We start from the raw sequence: 16,288 nt of genomic DNA on the forward strand, positions 1-16,288 counted from the left end.
GGGCATCGTGGTTTCACCATCCGTACGGGACCGTCCACATGGCGGCGCCCGCCGATCCGCCGGTGATCATGCGGGCATGCCGGACATATGCCGGACAACCGGTTCCCCCGGAAGAAGAGGTTCGACCAAACACCCCTCGACCACGTATGCTCACTGCTCGACGGCCCGCCGAAAAAGAACCGGAGCTTCACCAGCTGTGCAGACAGCAGGGGGAGATGCGGTAGGTTGGTCGCTACGGAGTCGCGAGACCCCGTAGGGCAATAGCTCAATTGGTAGAGCACCGGTCTCCAAAACCGGCGGTTGGGGGTTCAAGTCCCTCTTGCCCTGCTGCTTGATCCGTTTTCAGCCCGTTCGCTCCGCAGAGCGAGCGGGCTTGATGCGGAGAGGGCTCCGAATCAGCACCGCTTGTAGCCGGCCGTTCGTGCCCCATCGGGCGCGAGCCGCTCGGCCGGACCCGGATTCAGGTGAGGACGAGTGACGGAGACCACGGGCTCCACCGCAACGCCTGAGAGCGGCAACCCCGAGGGGGCCGACGGCGCTGCCGACACCACGCCCGCGGAGGGCGAGGACAAGTCGCTCTCGCGCCGCGAGCGCAAGCGCGCCGCCCGCGCCGGTGACAAGAAGTCCGGCAAGCGCGGCAAGATGGGCCCGTTCGCCCGAATCGGCCTGTTCTACCGCCAGATCATCGCCGAGCTGCGCAAGGTCGTCTGGCCCACCCGCAGCGAGCTCACCCAGTACACGACCGTCGTCGTCGTGTTCGTGGTGGTCGTGATGGGCTTCGTGGCCGGCCTCGACTACGGCCTCTCCAAGCTGAGCCTCCTGGTCTTCGGCTGACCTGGCCGTCCCACCTCCGTAGCAGTCTCCCGACCCGGGCCGAATCTTCGGCCCGGGTCGTGCTGTCTGCGCCGGACGTACGCGGCCGCTACCGTGGACTCGGTACTGTTGAAGTCTCCGAGTCCTCTCCTGGCGCCCGCGCGAGCGGCAGCCCGCCGGAGCCGGCCCCGGAGCGCGCCACCTTCACCATCTCCAGGAAAGAAGCAGCCACCGTGTCTGAGTCCCCCCTGTACGACGCCGACGAGACCGTCCGCGAGGCGGATGTCGCCGCCGAGCTGGACGCGGCCGAGCTGGCTGACGAAGCCGAGTCCGCCGAGCAGATCGTTGACGCCGTGGACGGCGACGAGGACGAGGTCGAGGCGCACGACGAGGCCGAGGCCGGCGAGCCCGCCGAGGAGGCGGCGCTGCACGTGGAGGACGACGTGGAGCCCGCCGCCGAGGAGACCGAGGCCGACGCCGAGGACGCCGACGCCGAGGAGGCCGAGGCTGAGGAGACCGTCGAGGTCGACCCGGTCGCCAAGTTCCGCGAGGACCTGCGCTTCATGCCGGGCGAGTGGTACGTGATCCACACCTACGCCGGCTACGAGAACCGGGTGAAGCAGAACCTGGAGCAGCGCGCCGTCTCGCTGAACGTCGAGGAGTACATCTTCCAGGCCGAGGTGCCGCAGGAGGAGGTCGTCCAGATCAAGAACGGCGACCGCAAGACCATCCGCCAGAACAAGCTCCCCGGCTACGTCCTGGTGCGCATGGACCTCACCCCCGAGTCCTGGGGCGTCGTGCGCAACACCCCCGGTGTCACCGGCTTCGTCGGCAACGCCTACGACCCGTACCCGCTGACCCTGGACGAGGTCGTCAAGATGCTCGCCCCGGACGTCGAGCGCCAGGCGGCCAAGGAGGCCGGCAAGCCCTCGCCGATCAAGCCGAGCGAGATCCAGGTGCTGGACTTCGAGGTCGGCGACTCGGTCACCGTCACCGACGGTCCGTTCGCGACGCTGCAGGCGACCATCAACGAGATCAACCCCGACTCGAAGAAGGTCAAGGGCCTGGTCGAGATCTTCGGCCGGGAGACCCCGGTCGAGCTCTCCTTCGACCAGATCCAGAAGAACTAGTCCCACAATCTTCGGATCCGGGGCGGGGCCGAGGGCCCTGCCCCGGATCCGTTTTGGTCCAGCGGCGCTAAGGCGTTAGCCTGGTTCGATGTGTGTGTTGGCGGCCGGGTGTCGCCCCGGTTCCGCACACACCAGCACTCACCTCTCGGAAGGACCCGGAGAGACATGCCTCCCAAGAAGAAGAAGGTCACGGGGCTTATCAAGCTCCAGATCAACGCCGGTGCGGCCAACCCGGCGCCGCCGGTCGGCCCCGCGCTGGGCCAGCACGGCGTCAACATCATGGAGTTCTGCAAGGCCTACAACGCTGCGACCGAGTCGCAGCGCGGCATGATCGTGCCGGTGGAGATCACGGTCTACGACGACCGTTCCTTCACCTTCATCACGAAGACGCCGCCGGCCGCGCGCCTCATCCTGAAGGCCGCCGGTGTGGACAAGGGCTCCAGCGAGCCGCACAAGACCAAGGTCGCCAAGCTCACCAGCGCCCAGGTCCGCGACATCGCGACCACCAAGATGCCCGACCTGAACGCCAACGACCTGGACGCGGCGGAGAAGATCATCGCCGGCACCGCCCGGTCGATGGGCATCACCGTCGAGGGCTGACCAGCTCTTTTCGTCCCTGTGGTAGGGCCTGCGCAGGCCCGTGATACCACGACTCCCATCACCATTCAGGAGCAGCAGTGAAGCGCAGCAAGGCTCTGAAGGCCGCGGACGCTCAGGTCGACCGCGACCGCCTCTACGCCCCCCTCGAGGCCATCCGCCTCGCCAAGGCGACCAGCACCACCAAGTTCGACGGCACCGTCGAGGTCGCCATGCGTCTGGGCGTCGACCCGCGCAAGGCCGACCAGATGGTCCGCAGCACCGTGATCCTCCCGCACGGCACCGGTAAGACCGCTCGGGTCCTGGTCTTCGCGACCGGTGACCGTGCCGAGGCCGCGCGTGCTGCGGGCGCCGACATCGTCGGCTCCGACGAGCTGATCAACGAGGTCGCCAAGGGCCGCCTGGACTTCGACGCCGTCGTCGCCACCCCGGACCTCATGGGCAAGGTCGGCCGCCTCGGCCGCGTGCTCGGTCCCCGTGGTCTGATGCCGAACCCGAAGACCGGCACCGTGACCCCGGACGTCGCCAAGGCTGTCAACGACATCAAGGGCGGCAAGATCGAGTTCCGCGTCGACAAGCACTCGAACCTGCACTTCATCATCGGTAAGGCCTCCTTCACCGACGAGCAGCTGGTCGAGAACTACGCCGCCGCGCTGGACGAGGTGCTCCGCGCCAAGCCGTCCGCCGCCAAGGGCCGCTACATCAAGAAGACCGCCATCAGCACCACGATCGGCCCCGGCATCCCCGTGGACCCGAACCGCACCCGCAACCTCTTCGTCGAAGAGGACCCGGCCGCGGTCTGAGCCGATCGGCTCTGAAGCAGTCTGTACAGCGGGCCCGTACCCCCTTCACCGGGGGTGCGGGCCCGCCGTCGTTTCCGGATCGGAATAGGGGTGGATGGGAACGGTTGCCCGAAGCGTCGTACGCTCTGCCGGTCAGATCATGTGCAGAACGTGTGACCGTCGGAGCGTGCCGTGCCGCCCACCCTTCGCCCCGCCGCCGCGGTGGCCACCCTGCTGCTGATCGGTGCCACCACCGGGTGCAGCCTGCTGGCCGCCCCGGGAACCCGCACCCCCGACGGCGACCCCGCGCCCGTCCCGCCCCGGCAGGTGGTGCTCGCCGCCGCCCAGGCGCTGGACGACGCCGGCGGCGCCCGGATCGACGTGGTCGAGGAGGGCCCGGCCGGCCGCCGCACCGCGAGCGGCACCCTGGTCTGGGGCACCCGGGACGAGGGCGCCCTGAGCGTCACCGACGAGCAGGGCACCGGGCAGCTGACCCTGCGGGACGGCGCACTCGACCTCAGCTACCAGGGCGCCCCGCCCAAGCACGCGGACCGGGACGGCGCCGAGTCGCTCGATCCGCGGGCGACCGCCGGCCCGGGCGGCTACGCGGGTGGCTGGATGACCGCACTGGTCACCAACCCGGGCAGCCGCGCGTACAAGATCGCGCAGGCCGGGAAGCTCGGCTCGCTCGGCGGCGAGCAGCTGGCCGGGATGACCGTGGCGCACTACCAGGGCTCCACGCCGGTGGCCGAATACTTCGGCGCGGACCAGGAGTTGACCCCGGCACGACTCGCCGCGGTGGTCGACTGGTACGGCCGGCGAGGGGTGGCGGCGATCGGTTACGACGTCTGGGTCGGGCCCGACGAGCGGCTGCTGCGACTGCGTGAGACGGTCCGGGGGAGCGACGGCACCACGGTGACCACGACGGATGTCTCGACCCCCGGAGAAGGTGACGCGCCCCCTGTCGAAGCCGGGTGACGGGAGGGTGTTGTTCGGCGCGTGGGGGATCTGGCGATCCGTTAGAGTCCGCGTGAGAAGAAGCCGAAAATCGGTTCTTCATCGGATCGTTCGGATCTCACGGGGGACTCCATGCGCGCTACGCGCCTCGCCTCGACCGTCGCCATCGCGGCCGTGCTGCTCGGTGCCGTCACCGCCTGCGGCAGCAAGGGCGGCGACGCCAAGAACGGCGACGCGGCGGCCGCGGCGCTGACCGGAGACCCCAAGGCCGCGCTGGCAGCCTCCGCCCTGGTGATGCAGAAGGCCGGCAACGGCAAGGTCACCATGATCTCCCCGGACGGCTCGACCCACACCGCGGGCAGCGGCGACGCCGACTGGAAGGACCCGAACCGGGCGGCCGTCGACCTGACGGGCGAGGTCGAGACCAAGAAGATCCGGTTCCGGGTGATCGGGACCGACGGCTACCTCGGCGGCGGCGACAGCGAGGCCGCAGCCATGGGCGGCAAGCACTGGATCAAGCTGCCCGCCTCGAACGAACTCGGCAACGGCGTCCTGCTGATGAGCCAACTGCTCAACCCGGTCGCCCAGCTCGGGCTCGCCGCACAGAGCGGCAAGCCCGCCAAGGTCGGCCAGGAGAGCCTCGATGGCGTCCAGGTCACCCACCTGCGGGCGGTCGAGGAGGCCTCCGCCATGGTGGCCGCCATGCCGGCGCTCACGGCCGGCCAGCGCACGGCCGTCCAGAAGTCCCTGGAAGAGGACGGCAGGACCCTCACCATCGACTTCTGGCTCAACGGCCGGCAGGAACTCGTCCAGTACCAGGAGTACGGGGACAAGAACGGCGAGCACGACGCCGTCACCGTCAAGTACGCGGACCTCGGCAAGGCCGCGAAGATCGACGCCCCCGCCGCCACCGACCTCGGCAGCGAGACCGACCTCCTCAAACTGCTCGGCTGATCCGCCGAACCCGCACACCGGAGCCGACGAGACCTCTGGGTGGACGCCGACCAGTTGGTCGTCCAGCGGAGCGCGACCGGCGACACCAAGGCGGGCGCGTTCAAGTCCACCGTCCTCTACTCGGACTACGGCACGCCGGTCACCGCCGCGGTGCCGGGCGCGGCCGACACGGTGGAACTGGCCGAGCTGGCGAAGCTCGGCAAGGGGGGCGCCACCGGCTGATCCGGGTCAGGGTGGCAAGGTGGCCGGAACGAAAGCCGCCGACGCGGCGCCCGGGCGAGAGGGGACCAGACGATGGCGGGACGACGGCGGTTGGCGGCGCTGGCCGCGGTCGTCCTGCTGGCGAGCGGGCTGGCCGGATGCGGCGGGGGTGGCGGCGCGCCGTCCACGCCCTCCGGCAGCCCGACCCCGACGAGTTCCTCGTCGACCGAGGCGGCCAAGCCCAGCGACCGCTCGCCGCACGGCGTCCTGGTCTCCGCCCAGCTGGCGATGCAGACCGCCCGCCGGGCCAAGGTCAGCTACCGGTTGGGCGCGGACGCCGGGGCCGGGCCGCTGTTCTGGCAGCCCAAGACGGCGCTCCAGATCAAGCGCTCCACCCCGGCCGACGCCGAGCAGCTGATCGTCGTGGACACCGTCGCCTACCAGGGCGGCGACGCCGCCACCGCGGCCCGCCAGGGCGGCCGGCACTGGGAGCGCTTCTCCGTCCCGCCGGACCCGGACGGCCACCGGGAGGTCCCGTACGCGGGGCTGATCGACCTGCTGAACCCGGTCGAGGCGCTGGCCGCCGCCACCGCCGACGGGGTGGACCCCCGGTTCATCGGCGAGGAGAGGTTCGACGACTCGACGGTCGAGCACTACCGGATCACCACCACCGCCGAGCGCTACGCCGCCGCCCAGACCCAGCTGACCCAGGCCCGCCGGGACGGCCTGCGGGCCGCGCTGGCCCCCGGCGGCTCGATCTCGCTCACCGTGGACCTCTGGCTCAACGACAAGGACCAGCTGGTCCGGCTCCAGCGCACCGGCAGCGGTGACAGCGGCCGGGCGGACGACTCGGTGCTCTACTCCGACTTCGCCGGCGCCCTGCTCTCGGTGCAGGCCCCGGCCGAGACGGACACCGTGGACACCGGGCCCCGGACGGTCTCCCCGCTGGCCCGCTGAGCCCCGTCCGGCGCGGCCGGCCCGGCGGGCATCGGCCGTTCAGGGGCGATTTGCCCCGGACGGCGGAGTCCGGTTACTGTTACCGAAGCCAAAGACCGCTGGTTGTCACCGTGCTCGCGAGGGATTCGGTGGCCGAAGGATCTGCGCTTCGTCGCAGGCAGCCCGCGCAGGTGTGTCTGGAGCTTCGACTTCCGGGTCCGCGTTCGCGCGAACATCCGTTGAGGTCGTTTCGAGCCCCGTGCGCCCTGCGCATCGGGGCTCATCTGCTTTCCGCAGGCTTTCCTTCCGTCCGGTTGGTTCGAGGCGTGAATGGTCGACTTTCGCGGTCGGCCGGATTTCGACATCACGGAAGGAGGCGTAAGCCTATGGCAAGGCCCGACAAGGCTGCTGCCGTCGCCGAGATCACGGACAAGTTCCGTGGCTCCTCCGCGGCGCTGCTGACCGAGTACCGCGGTCTCTCGGTGAAGCAGGTCAAGACCCTGCGTCGCTCGCTCGGCGAGAACGCCGAGTACGCCGTGGTGAAGAACACGCTGACCAAGATCGCGGCCAACGAGGCCGGGATTTCGGAGCTCGACGACCTGTTCAACGGTCCGACGGCTGTCGCCTTCGTCACCGGTGACCCGGTGGAGTCGGCGAAGGCTCTGCGTGACTTCGCCAAGGAGAACCCCGCTCTCATCATCAAGGGCGGTGTCCTTGACGGTAAGGCGCTGTCCGCCGATGAGATCAAGAAGCTCGCGGACCTCGAGTCCCGCGAGGTGCTGCTCGCCAAGCTGGCGGGTGCCCTGAAGGCCAAGCAGTCCCAGGCTGCCGCGCTCTTCCAGGCCCTGCCGTCGAAGCTCGTCCGCACTGTGGACGCGCTGCGCGACAAGGTCGAGCAGGGCGGTGCCGGTACGCCGGCTCCCGCCGCCGAGGACGCCGCCGCCGAGTAATCGGCAGGCTCACGCCTCGCTGCGGGCCCGTGCCCGCCCCACCCGTACATACGGCATCACCTGCCGATTTAGTGGAAGGACGCCATCATGGCGAAGCTGTCCCAGGACGAGCTGCTCGCGCAGTTCGAGGACCTCACCCTCATCGAGCTCGCTGGCTTCGTGAAGGCCTTCGAGGAGAAGTTCGACGTCACCGCCGCCGCCCCGGTCGCCGTTGCCGCCGCCGGTGGCCCGGCCGCCGTTGAGGCCGTCGAGGAGCAGGACGAGTTCGACGTCATCCTCGATGGTGCCGGCGACAAGAAGATCCAGGTCATCAAGGAGGTGCGCACCCTGACCTCCCTCGGCCTGAAGGAGGCCAAGGACCTCGTTGACACCGCTGGTGCCAAGGTCCTGGAGAAGGTTGCCAAGGACGTTGCCGAGAAGGCCAAGGCCGCCCTCGAGGGTGCCGGCGCCAAGGTCACCGTCAAGTGACTTCTCGCCCCCTCTGAGGGGGCCTGAAGCCGGGCCGATCACCCTTGTGGGTGGTCGGCCCGGCTTTTTCGCGTTTCCGGCCCTGGGCGGCCCTGGACGGCCCTGGGACCACTCCGCGGCCGGGACGCGCCGGTGTGGCCGAGAGCCCACTCGGCAGCGTCGGTGCGGACGGGTATGGTGATCACCGTCATCGACGGTGGCCCCCACCACGGCTTCTGTAACGCCGGGGGGCGTCCGGCCGATGGACGGGTCGAGGTCCGCACCGCCTGCGGGCCCTTGACGAACCCGGCGAGGCGCGCGATTCTCAAGGCGCGAGTCCGCCCGGTTGGTTTGCCACTGGATGCATAACCAGTGGCTCAGGCGGGAAATGACTCCACGTGAGTTATGGGGCCCGGGCAGTGCCCGGGCCGGTGCAGTACCCGGTGGGCGTTCGCGTCCGCCGGCTACCGGGAGGAGTCTCCGATTCGGTTTCCGAATCAGAGCTGGACAGCAGTGTGCCCTTTGGCTACACTGTCCCTTTGCGCTGCCTGTTAGCTGCTCCGTGACTCGTCGCCCGGAGTTTGCGTTGCCCTGAAGGGGTCTGGCATCGCCTCCGCAAAGCGGCTCTGACCTGGGATTCCGATCCCGGCGGAGGCCAGTGGCGAGGGAGGCGGGACCAAGCCCGTGAAGGCCCGGCTGGTACGCGCGTAGTGAGCTCCGAGCCCTCGGAAGGACCCCCCTCTTGGCCGCGCCGCGCAACGCCTCGAACAATTCCGCCGCATCCACCGCCCCGCTCCGCGTCTCCTTCGCGAAGATCAAGGAGCCCCTCGAGGTCCCCAACCTCCTGGCCCTGCAGACCGAGAGCTTTGACTGGCTGCTCGGCAATGCGGCCTGGAAGTCCCGGGTCGAGGCGGCGCTGGAGAACGGTCAGGACGTCCCCACCAAGTCCGGTCTGGAGGAGATCTTCGAGGAGATCTCCCCGATCGAGGACTTCAGTGGGTCGATGTCGCTGACCTTCCGCGACCACCGTTTCGAGCCGCCGAAGAACTCGATTGACGAGTGCAAGGACCGCGACTTCACGTTCGCGGCTCCGCTCTTCGTCACGGCCGAGTTCACCAACAACGAGACCGGTGAGATCAAGTCTCAGACGGTCTTCATGGGCGACTTCCCGCTCATGACCCACAAGGGCACGTTCGTGATCAACGGCACCGAGCGTGTCGTCGTGTCGCAGCTGGTCCGCTCCCCGGGCGTGTACTTCGACTCCACCCTGGACAAGGTGTCCGACAAGGACATCTACTCCTGCAAGGTCATCCCCTCGCGTGGTGCCTGGCTGGAGATGGAGATCGACAAGCGCGACATGGTCGGCGTCCGCATCGACCGCAAGCGCAAGCAGTCCGTCACCGTGCTGCTCAAGGCGCTCGGCTGGACCAACGAGATGATTCTCGAGGAGTTCGGCGAGTACGAGTCCATGCGCAACACCCTGGAGAAGGACCACACCCAGGGCCAGGACGACGCGCTTCTGGACATCTACCGCAAGCTGCGTCCTGGCGAGCCGCCGACGCGCGAGGCCGCGCAGACGCTTCTGGAGAACCTGTACTTCAACCCGAAGCGCTACGACCTCGCCAAGGTGGGCCGCTACAAGGTCAACCGGAAGCTGGGCAACGCCGAGTCGCTGGACTCCGGCGTGCTCACCGAGCCCGACATCATCGGTGCGATCAAGTACCTGGTGAAGCTGCACGCCGGTGAGACCGAGTGGAACGACCAGACCGGTCGCGACATCGTGGTCGAGGTCGACGACATCGACCACTTCGGCAACCGTCGCCTGCGCAACGTCGGCGAGCTCATCCAGAACCAGGTCCGTACGGGTCTCGCCCGTATGGAGCGCGTCGTGCGCGAGCGCATGACCACCCAGGACGTCGAGGCGATCACGCCGCAGACCCTGATCAACATCCGGCCGGTCGTCGCCTCCATCAAGGAGTTCTTCGGCACCAGCCAGCTGTCGCAGTTCATGGACCAGACGAACCCGCTGTCGGGCCTGACCCACAAGCGCCGTCTGTCCGCCCTCGGCCCCGGTGGTCTCTCCCGTGAGCGCGCCGGCTTCGAGGTCCGTGACGTGCACCCCTCGCACTACGGGCGCATGTGTCCGATCGAGACCCCCGAAGGCCCGAACATCGGTCTGATCGGGTCGCTGGCCTCGTACGGCCGGGTCAACGCCTTCGGCTTCATCGAGACCCCGTACCGCAAGGTCATCGAGGGTGTCGTCACGGAGCAGGTCGACTACCTCACGGCCGACGAGGAGGACCGCTACGTCATCGCGCAGGCCAACGCCCCGCTGACGGCGGAGCTGACCTTCGCCGAGCCGCGTGTCCTGGTCCGCCGCCGTGGCGGCGAGATCGACTACATCCCGGGCACCGAGATCGACTACATGGACGTCTCGCCGCGCCAGATGGTGTCGGTCGCGACCGCCATGATCCCGTTCCTCGAGCACGACGACGCCAACCGCGCGCTCATGGGCTCGAACATGATGCGCCAGGCGGTGCCGCTGCTGAAGAGCGAGGCTCCGCTGGTCGGTACCGGCATGGAGTACCGCTGCGCCGTCGACGCCGCGGACGTCATCACCGCCGAGAAGGCCGGTGTCGTCCAGGAGGTCTCGGCCGACTACGTCACCGTCGCCAACGACGACGGCACGTACACCACGTACCGCGCCGCCAAGTTCACCCGCTCCAACCAGGGCACCGCCTTCAACCAGAAGGTGCTCGTGGACGAGGGCGCCCGGGTCGAGTCCGGCCAGGTGCTGGCCGACGGCCCGTGCACCGACGAGGGCGAGATGGCCCTCGGCAAGAACCTGCTCGTGGCGTTCATGTCGTGGGAGGGTCACAACTACGAGGACGCGATCATCCTGTCGCAGCGCCTCGTGCAGGACGACGTCCTCTCCTCGATCCACATCGAGGAGCACGAGGTCGACGCCCGTGACACCAAGCTCGGCCCCGAGGAGATCACCCGGGACATCCCGAACGTCTCCGAGGAGGTCCTCGCCGACCTCGACGAGCGCGGCATCATCCGCATCGGCGCCGACGTCGTCACCGGCGACATCCTGGTCGGCAAGGTCACGCCCAAGGGTGAGACCGAGCTGACCCCGGAGGAGCGCCTGCTCCGCGCGATCTTCGGTGAGAAGGCCCGTGAGGTCCGCGACACCTCGCTGAAGGTGCCGCACGGTGAGTCCGGCAAGGTCATCGGCGTCCGCGTCTTCGACCGTGAAGAGGGCGACGAGCTGCCCCCGGGCGTGAACCAGCTGGTCCGCGTCTACGTGGCCCAGAAGCGCAAGATCACCAACGGTGACAAGCTCGCCGGCCGTCACGGCAACAAGGGCGTCATCTCGAAGATCCTGCCGGTCGAGGACATGCCGTTCCTGGAGGACGGCACCCCGGTCGACATCATCCTCAACCCGCTGGGTGTCCCGTCCCGAATGAACCCGGGACAGGTCCTGGAGATCCACCTCGGGTGGCTCGCCAAGCAGGGCTGGGACGTCTCCGGCCTCGCCGACGAGTGGGCCCAGCGCCTCCAGGCGATCGGCGCCGACACCGTCCAGGGCGGCACCAACCTCGCCACCCCGGTCTTCGACGGCGCCCGCGAGGACGAGATCACCGGCCTGCTGGACAACACCACCCTCACCCGTGACGGTGAGCGCCTGGTGAACTCCACCGGCAAGGCCCGGCTGTTCGACGGCCGCTCCGGCGAGCCGTTCCCGATGCCGGTCTCGGTCGGCTACATGTACATCCTCAAGCTGCACCACCTGGTCGACGACAAGCTGCACGCCCGTTCGACCGGTCCGTACTCGATGATCACCCAGCAGCCGCTCGGTGGTAAGGCGCAGTTCGGTGGTCAGCGCTTCGGTGAGATGGAGGTGTGGGCCCTTGAGGCGTACGGCGCTGCTTACGCGCTGCAGGAGCTGCTCACCATCAAGTCCGACGACGTCCTCGGCCGTGTGAAGGTCTACGAGGCCATCGTCAAGGGCGAGAACATCCCCGAGCCCGGCATTCCCGAGTCCTTCAAGGTCCTCATCAAGGAAATGCAGTCGCTCTGCCTCAACGTGGAGGTGCTGTCCTCGGACGGCCAGTCCATCGAGATGCGGGACTCCGACGAGGACGTGTTCCGCGCCGCCGAGGAGCTCGGCATTGACCTGTCCCGGCGCGAGCCGAGCAGCGTCGAAGAGGTCTGACGGAGGTTGGGCCGGCTGCCCGAGCAGCCGGCCCGCCCCCAGGCCCCCCTCAGACCACATGAACGACTCTCGACTTACGAAAGAGGGCTTGACGACCAGTGCTTGACGTCAACTTCTTCGACGAGCTCCGCATCGGCCTGGCCACCGCCGACGACATCCGCCAGTGGTCGCACGGCGAGGTCAAGAAGCCGGAGACCATCAACTACCGCACCCTGAAGCCCGAAAAGGACGGACTCTTCTGCGAGAAGATCTTCGGCCCCACCCGGGACTGGGAGTGCTACTGCGGTAAGTACAAGCGCGTCCGCTTCAAGGGCATCATCTGTGAGCGCTGCGGCGTCGAGGTGACCCGCGCCAAGGTGCGCCGTGAGCGGATGGGCCACATCGAGCTGGCCGCCCCGGTCACCCACATCTGGTACTTCAAGGGCGTGCCGTCCCGCCTGGGCTACCTGCTCGACCTGGCGCCGAAGGACCTCGAGAAGGTCATCTACTTCGCCGCCTACATGATCACCTGGGTCGACGACGAGCGCCGCCAGCGCGACCTGCCGTCCCTGGAGGCGCACGTCTCGGTCGAGCGCCAGCAGATCGAGAACCGCCGCGACTCCGACCTCGAGGCCCGTGCCAAGAAGGCCGAGACCGACCTGGCCGAGCTGGAGGCCGAGGGCGCCAAGGCCGACGTGCGCCGCAAGGTGCGCGAGGGCGCCGAGCGCGAGATGAAGCAGCTGCGCGACCGCGCGCAGCGCGAGCTCGACCGCCTCGACGAGGTGTGGGCCCGCTTCAAGAACCTCAAGGTCCAGGACCTCGAGGGCGACGAGCTGCTCTACCGCGAGCTGCGCGACCGCTTCGGCACCTACTTCTCCGGCTCGATGGGCGCGGCGGCCCTCAAGGACCGCCTCGAGACCTTCGACCTGGCGGAGGAGTCCGAGCGCCTGCGCGAGATCATCCGCACCGGCAAGGGCCAGAAGAAGACCCGTGCGCTGAAGCGCCTCAAGGTCGTCTCCGCGTTCCTGCAGACCACCAACAAGCCCAACGGCATGGTGCTGGACTGCGTCCCGGTCATCCCGCCGGACCTGCGTCCGATGGTGCAGCTGGACGGTGGCCGCTTCGCGACCTCCGACCTGAACGACCTGTACCGCCGCGTGATCAACCGCAACAACCGCCTGAAGCGGCTTCTCGACCTCGGCGCGCCCGAGATCATCGTGAACAACGAGAAGCGCATGCTCCAGGAGGCCGTCGACGCCCTGTTCGACAACGGCCGTCGCGGCCGTCCGGTCACCGGCCCGGGCAACCGCCCGCTGAAGTCCCTCAGCGACATGCTGAAGGGCAAGCAGGGTCGTTTCCGCCAGAACCTGCTCGGCAAGCGCGTCGACTACTCGGCCCGTTCGGTCATCGTCGTCGGCCCGCAGCTCAAGCTGCACCAGTGCGGTCTGCCCAAGGCCATGGCGCTGGAGCTCTTCAAGCCGTTCGTGATGAAGCGCCTGGTCGACCTGAACCACGCGCAGAACATCAAGTCGGCCAAGCGCATGGTCGAGCGTGCCCGCCCGGTCGTGTGGGACGTGCTCGAAGAGGTCATCGCCGAGCACCCCGTCCTGCTGAACCGTGCGCCCACCCTGCACCGCCTCGGCATCCAGGCCTTCGAGCCCCAGCTGGTCGAGGGCAAGGCCATCCAGATCCACCCGCTCGTCTGCACCGCGTTCAACGCGGACTTCGACGGTGACCAGATGGCCGTCCACCTGCCGCTCTCCGCGGAGGCGCAGGCCGAGGCCCGCATCCTGATGCTGTCCTCGAACAACATCCTGAAGCCGGCCGACGGTCGCCCCGTCACCATGCCGACCCAGGACATGGTGCTCGGTCTGTTCTTCCTGACCTCGGACCGGGAGACGGTGAAGGGCGGTGGCCGTTCCTTCTCCTCGACCGCCGAGGCCGTCATGGCCTTCGACGCCCGCGAGCTGGACGTCCAGGCCCCGATCGAGCTGCGCCTGCCGGCCGGCACCGTCCCGCCGCGCGGCTGGACCCCGCCGGTGGACGAGGAGGGCCAGACGGCCTGGTTCGACGGCGAGCCGTTCCGTCTGACCACCACCCTGGGCCGCGCGCTCTTCAACGAGCTGCTGCCCGAGGACTACCCGTTCGTCGACTACGAGGTGGGCAAGAAGCAGCTCTCCGCGATCGTCAACGACCTGGCGGAGCGCTACCCCAAGGTCGTCGTCGCGGCGACCCTGGACAACCTGAAGGCGTCCGGTTTCCACTGGTCGACCCGCTCGGGTGTCACCGTCTCGATCTCCGACGTCGTCGTCCCGCCGAACAAGCCCCAGATCCTCGAGGGCTACGAGGCGAAGGCGGAGAAGGTCCAGCGTCAGTACGAGCGCGGCCTGATCACCAACGACGAGCGCAAGCAGGAGCTCATCGGCATCTGGACCCAGGCGACCAACGAGGTCGCCGAGGCCATGAACGAGAACTTCCCGAAGACGAACCCCATCTTCATGATGGTCGACTCGGGTGCTCGTGGAAACATGATGCAGATGCGCCAGATCGCCGGTATGCGTGGTCTGGTGTCGAACGCCAAGAACGAGACCATCCCGCGACCCATCAAGGCGTCGTTCCGTGAGGGTCTCACCGTGCTGGAGTACTTCATCTCCACCCACGGTGCCCGTAAGGGTCTGGCGGACACCGCCCTCCGTACCGCCGACTCCGGCTACCTCACCCGTCGTCTGGTCGACGTCTCCCAGGACGTCATCATTCGCGAGGAGGACTGCGGTACCGAGCGCGGCCTGAAGCTGGCGATCGGCGCCGTCGGCGCGGACGGCGTCCTGCGCAAGGCCGACGACGTCGAGACCAGCGTGTACGCCCGCATGCTCGCCGAGGACATCACGGTGGACGGCAAGCTCCTTGCCACCGCCAACACCGACCTCGGTGACGTGCTGATCGACGAGCTGATCCGCCACGGCATCGGCGAGGTCAAGACCCGCTCGATCCTGACCTGCGAGTCGGCCGTCGGCACCTGTGCCTTCTGCTACGGGCGTTCGCTGGCCACCGGCAAGCTGGTCGACATCGGTGAGGCGGTCGGCATCATCGCCGCCCAGTCCATCGGTGAGCCCGGCACCCAGCTGACGATGCGTACCTTCCACACCGGTGGTGTGGCCGGTGACGACATCACCCAGGGTCTGCCGCGTGTCGTCGAGCTCTTCGAGGCCCGTACCCCCAAGGGTGTGGCCCCGATCTCGGAGGCCACCGGCCGGGCGCGGATCGAGGACACCGAGAAGACCCGCAAGCTCGTCATCACCCCGGACGACGGCAGCGAGGAGATCGCCTACCCCGTCTCCAAGCGTGTGAAGCTGCTGGTCAGCGAGGGCGAGGCGGTCGAGGTCGGCCAGAAGCTGACCATGGGTGCCACCAACCCGCACGACGTCCTGCGGATCATGGGCCAGCGTGCCGTCCAGATCCACCTGGTCGCCGAGGTCCAGAAGGTCTACAACTCGCAGGGTGTGTCGATCCACGACAAGCACATCGAGATCATCATCCGGCAGATGCTCCGCCGCGTGACGATCATCGAGTCGGGCGACGCCGAGCTGCTCCCGGGCGAGCTCGTCGAGCGCGGCCGCTTCGAGACCGAGAACCGTCGCGTGGTCGCCGAGGGTGGTCACCCCGCCTCCGGCCGTCCGCAGCTGATGGGTATCACCAAGGCCTCGCTGGCCACCGAGTCCTGGCTGTCGGCCGCCTCCTTCCAGGAGACGACCCGGGTCCTCACCGACGCGGCGATCCACGCCAAGTCGGACCCGCTGCTGGGCCTCAAGGAGAACGTCATCCTCGGTAAGCTCATCCCGGCCGGTACGGGTCTTCCCCGCTACCGCAACATCCGGGTCGAGCCGACCGAAGAGGCCAAGGCCGCGATGTACTCGGCCGTCGGCTACGACGACTACGACCTGTCGCCCTTCGGCGCCGGCTCCGGCCAGGCGGTCCCGCTGGACGACTACGACTACGGCCCGTACACCGGCTGAGTCCGACGTTCGGCTGTCAGGGCGGTCACCCCTCGCGGGGTGGCCGCCCTGCGGCGTTCCTGCTGCGCGGCCCGGGACCGGGGGGTCTGCGGGGCAGCGATTAGGTTCCCTGGCAGAAGTCGCGTAGAGTCGTGTTTACCGACGCGGGGTGGAGCAGCTCGGTAGCTCGCTGGGCTCATAACCCAGAGGTCGCAGGTTCAAATCCTGTCCCCGCTACTCAGTAGCAACGAAGGGCCCGGAGGCATCAAGCCTCCGGGCCCTTCGTCGTTCCCGGCTCCGGTCCCTCCCTCGTGCGGGGGAGGGACCGGAA

General features: G+C 68.5%; 12 protein-coding genes and 2 tRNA genes. All 14 read left to right on the plus strand.

Features of this window, described 5'->3' with window-relative positions; all coding sequences use genetic code 11:
• Window positions 1-254 precede the first annotated feature (254 nt).
• Window positions 255-327, plus strand: a tRNA-Trp gene (locus A6F73_RS19175).
• 147 nt (window positions 328-474) lie between these two features.
• Window positions 475-834 (plus strand): preprotein translocase subunit SecE, encoded by a 360-nt coding sequence (gene secE / locus A6F73_RS19180; protein WP_063348930.1) that lies wholly within the window; start codon window positions 475-477, stop codon window positions 832-834.
• 290 nt (window positions 835-1,124) lie between these two features.
• Window positions 1,125-1,943 carry a transcription termination/antitermination protein NusG gene (nusG, locus tag A6F73_RS19185; protein WP_244293650.1) on the plus strand — a complete coding sequence of 273 codons (819 nt, stop codon included), beginning with the start codon at window positions 1,125-1,127 and terminating at the stop codon, window positions 1,941-1,943.
• Between the two features lie 165 nt (window positions 1,944-2,108).
• Window positions 2,109-2,543 (plus strand): 50S ribosomal protein L11, encoded by a 435-nt coding sequence (gene rplK, locus A6F73_RS19190; protein ID WP_063348931.1) that lies wholly within the window; start codon window positions 2,109-2,111, stop codon window positions 2,541-2,543.
• Between the two features lie 77 nt (window positions 2,544-2,620).
• Window positions 2,621-3,343 (plus strand): 50S ribosomal protein L1, encoded by a 723-nt coding sequence (gene rplA, locus A6F73_RS19195; RefSeq protein ID WP_063348932.1) that lies wholly within the window; start codon window positions 2,621-2,623, stop codon window positions 3,341-3,343.
• 171 nt (window positions 3,344-3,514) lie between these two features.
• Window positions 3,515-4,300: a hypothetical protein gene (locus tag A6F73_RS19200; RefSeq protein ID WP_063348933.1), complete on the plus strand. Its 786-nt coding sequence runs from the start codon at window positions 3,515-3,517 to the stop codon at window positions 4,298-4,300.
• 111 nt (window positions 4,301-4,411) lie between these two features.
• The gene (locus A6F73_RS19205) at window positions 4,412-5,233 is read left to right on the plus strand and encodes a hypothetical protein (protein ID WP_063348934.1); all 822 of its coding nucleotides are present in this window, start codon (window positions 4,412-4,414) and stop codon (window positions 5,231-5,233) included.
• Between the two features lie 39 nt (window positions 5,234-5,272).
• The gene (locus A6F73_RS19210) at window positions 5,273-5,455 is read left to right on the plus strand and encodes a hypothetical protein (RefSeq protein ID WP_063348935.1); all 183 of its coding nucleotides are present in this window, start codon (window positions 5,273-5,275) and stop codon (window positions 5,453-5,455) included.
• Window positions 5,456-5,527: 72 nt separating this feature from the next.
• Entirely contained in the window at window positions 5,528-6,391 is an 864-nt protein-coding gene (locus A6F73_RS19215; protein ID WP_159398493.1) for a hypothetical protein, read from the plus strand.
• 365 nt (window positions 6,392-6,756) lie between these two features.
• Window positions 6,757-7,320, plus strand: a complete 564-nt coding sequence (gene rplJ / locus A6F73_RS19220) for a 50S ribosomal protein L10 (RefSeq protein ID WP_063348937.1) — start codon at window positions 6,757-6,759, stop codon at window positions 7,318-7,320.
• An 84-nt stretch (window positions 7,321-7,404) separates the two neighbouring features.
• Window positions 7,405-7,788 carry a 50S ribosomal protein L7/L12 gene (rplL, locus tag A6F73_RS19225; protein WP_208869184.1) on the plus strand — a complete coding sequence of 128 codons (384 nt, stop codon included), beginning with the start codon at window positions 7,405-7,407 and terminating at the stop codon, window positions 7,786-7,788.
• 721 nt (window positions 7,789-8,509) lie between these two features.
• Window positions 8,510-11,986, plus strand: a complete 3,477-nt coding sequence (gene rpoB / locus A6F73_RS19230; RefSeq protein ID WP_063348939.1) for a DNA-directed RNA polymerase subunit beta — start codon at window positions 8,510-8,512, stop codon at window positions 11,984-11,986.
• 98 nt (window positions 11,987-12,084) lie between these two features.
• On the plus strand, window positions 12,085-15,978 hold the full coding sequence (locus tag A6F73_RS19235) for a DNA-directed RNA polymerase subunit beta' (protein ID WP_063348940.1): 3,894 nt from the start codon (window positions 12,085-12,087) through the stop codon (window positions 15,976-15,978).
• Between the two features lie 142 nt (window positions 15,979-16,120).
• A tRNA-Met gene (locus A6F73_RS19240) sits at window positions 16,121-16,194 on the plus strand.
• The last annotated feature ends 94 nt before the right edge of the window (window positions 16,195-16,288 follow it).

It is taken from the genome of Streptomyces sp. MJM8645, assembly GCF_001625365.1.
Classification (GTDB): Bacteria; Actinomycetota; Actinomycetes; order Streptomycetales; family Streptomycetaceae; genus Kitasatospora.

Bases quoted from the DNA above. Each gene is read 5' to 3' on its own strand.
- rplK (WP_063348931.1), top strand. From the start codon at position 2,109: ATGCCTCCCAAGAAGAAGAAGGTCACGGGGCTTATCAAGCTCCAGATC.
- A6F73_RS19205 (WP_063348934.1), top strand. From the start codon at position 4,412: ATGCGCGCTACGCGCCTCGCCTCGACCGTCGCCATCGCGGCCGTGCTG.
- A6F73_RS19215 (WP_159398493.1), top strand. From the start codon at position 5,528: ATGGCGGGACGACGGCGGTTGGCGGCGCTGGCCGCGGTCGTCCTGCTG.
- rplJ (WP_063348937.1), top strand. From the start codon at position 6,757: ATGGCAAGGCCCGACAAGGCTGCTGCCGTCGCCGAGATCACGGACAAG.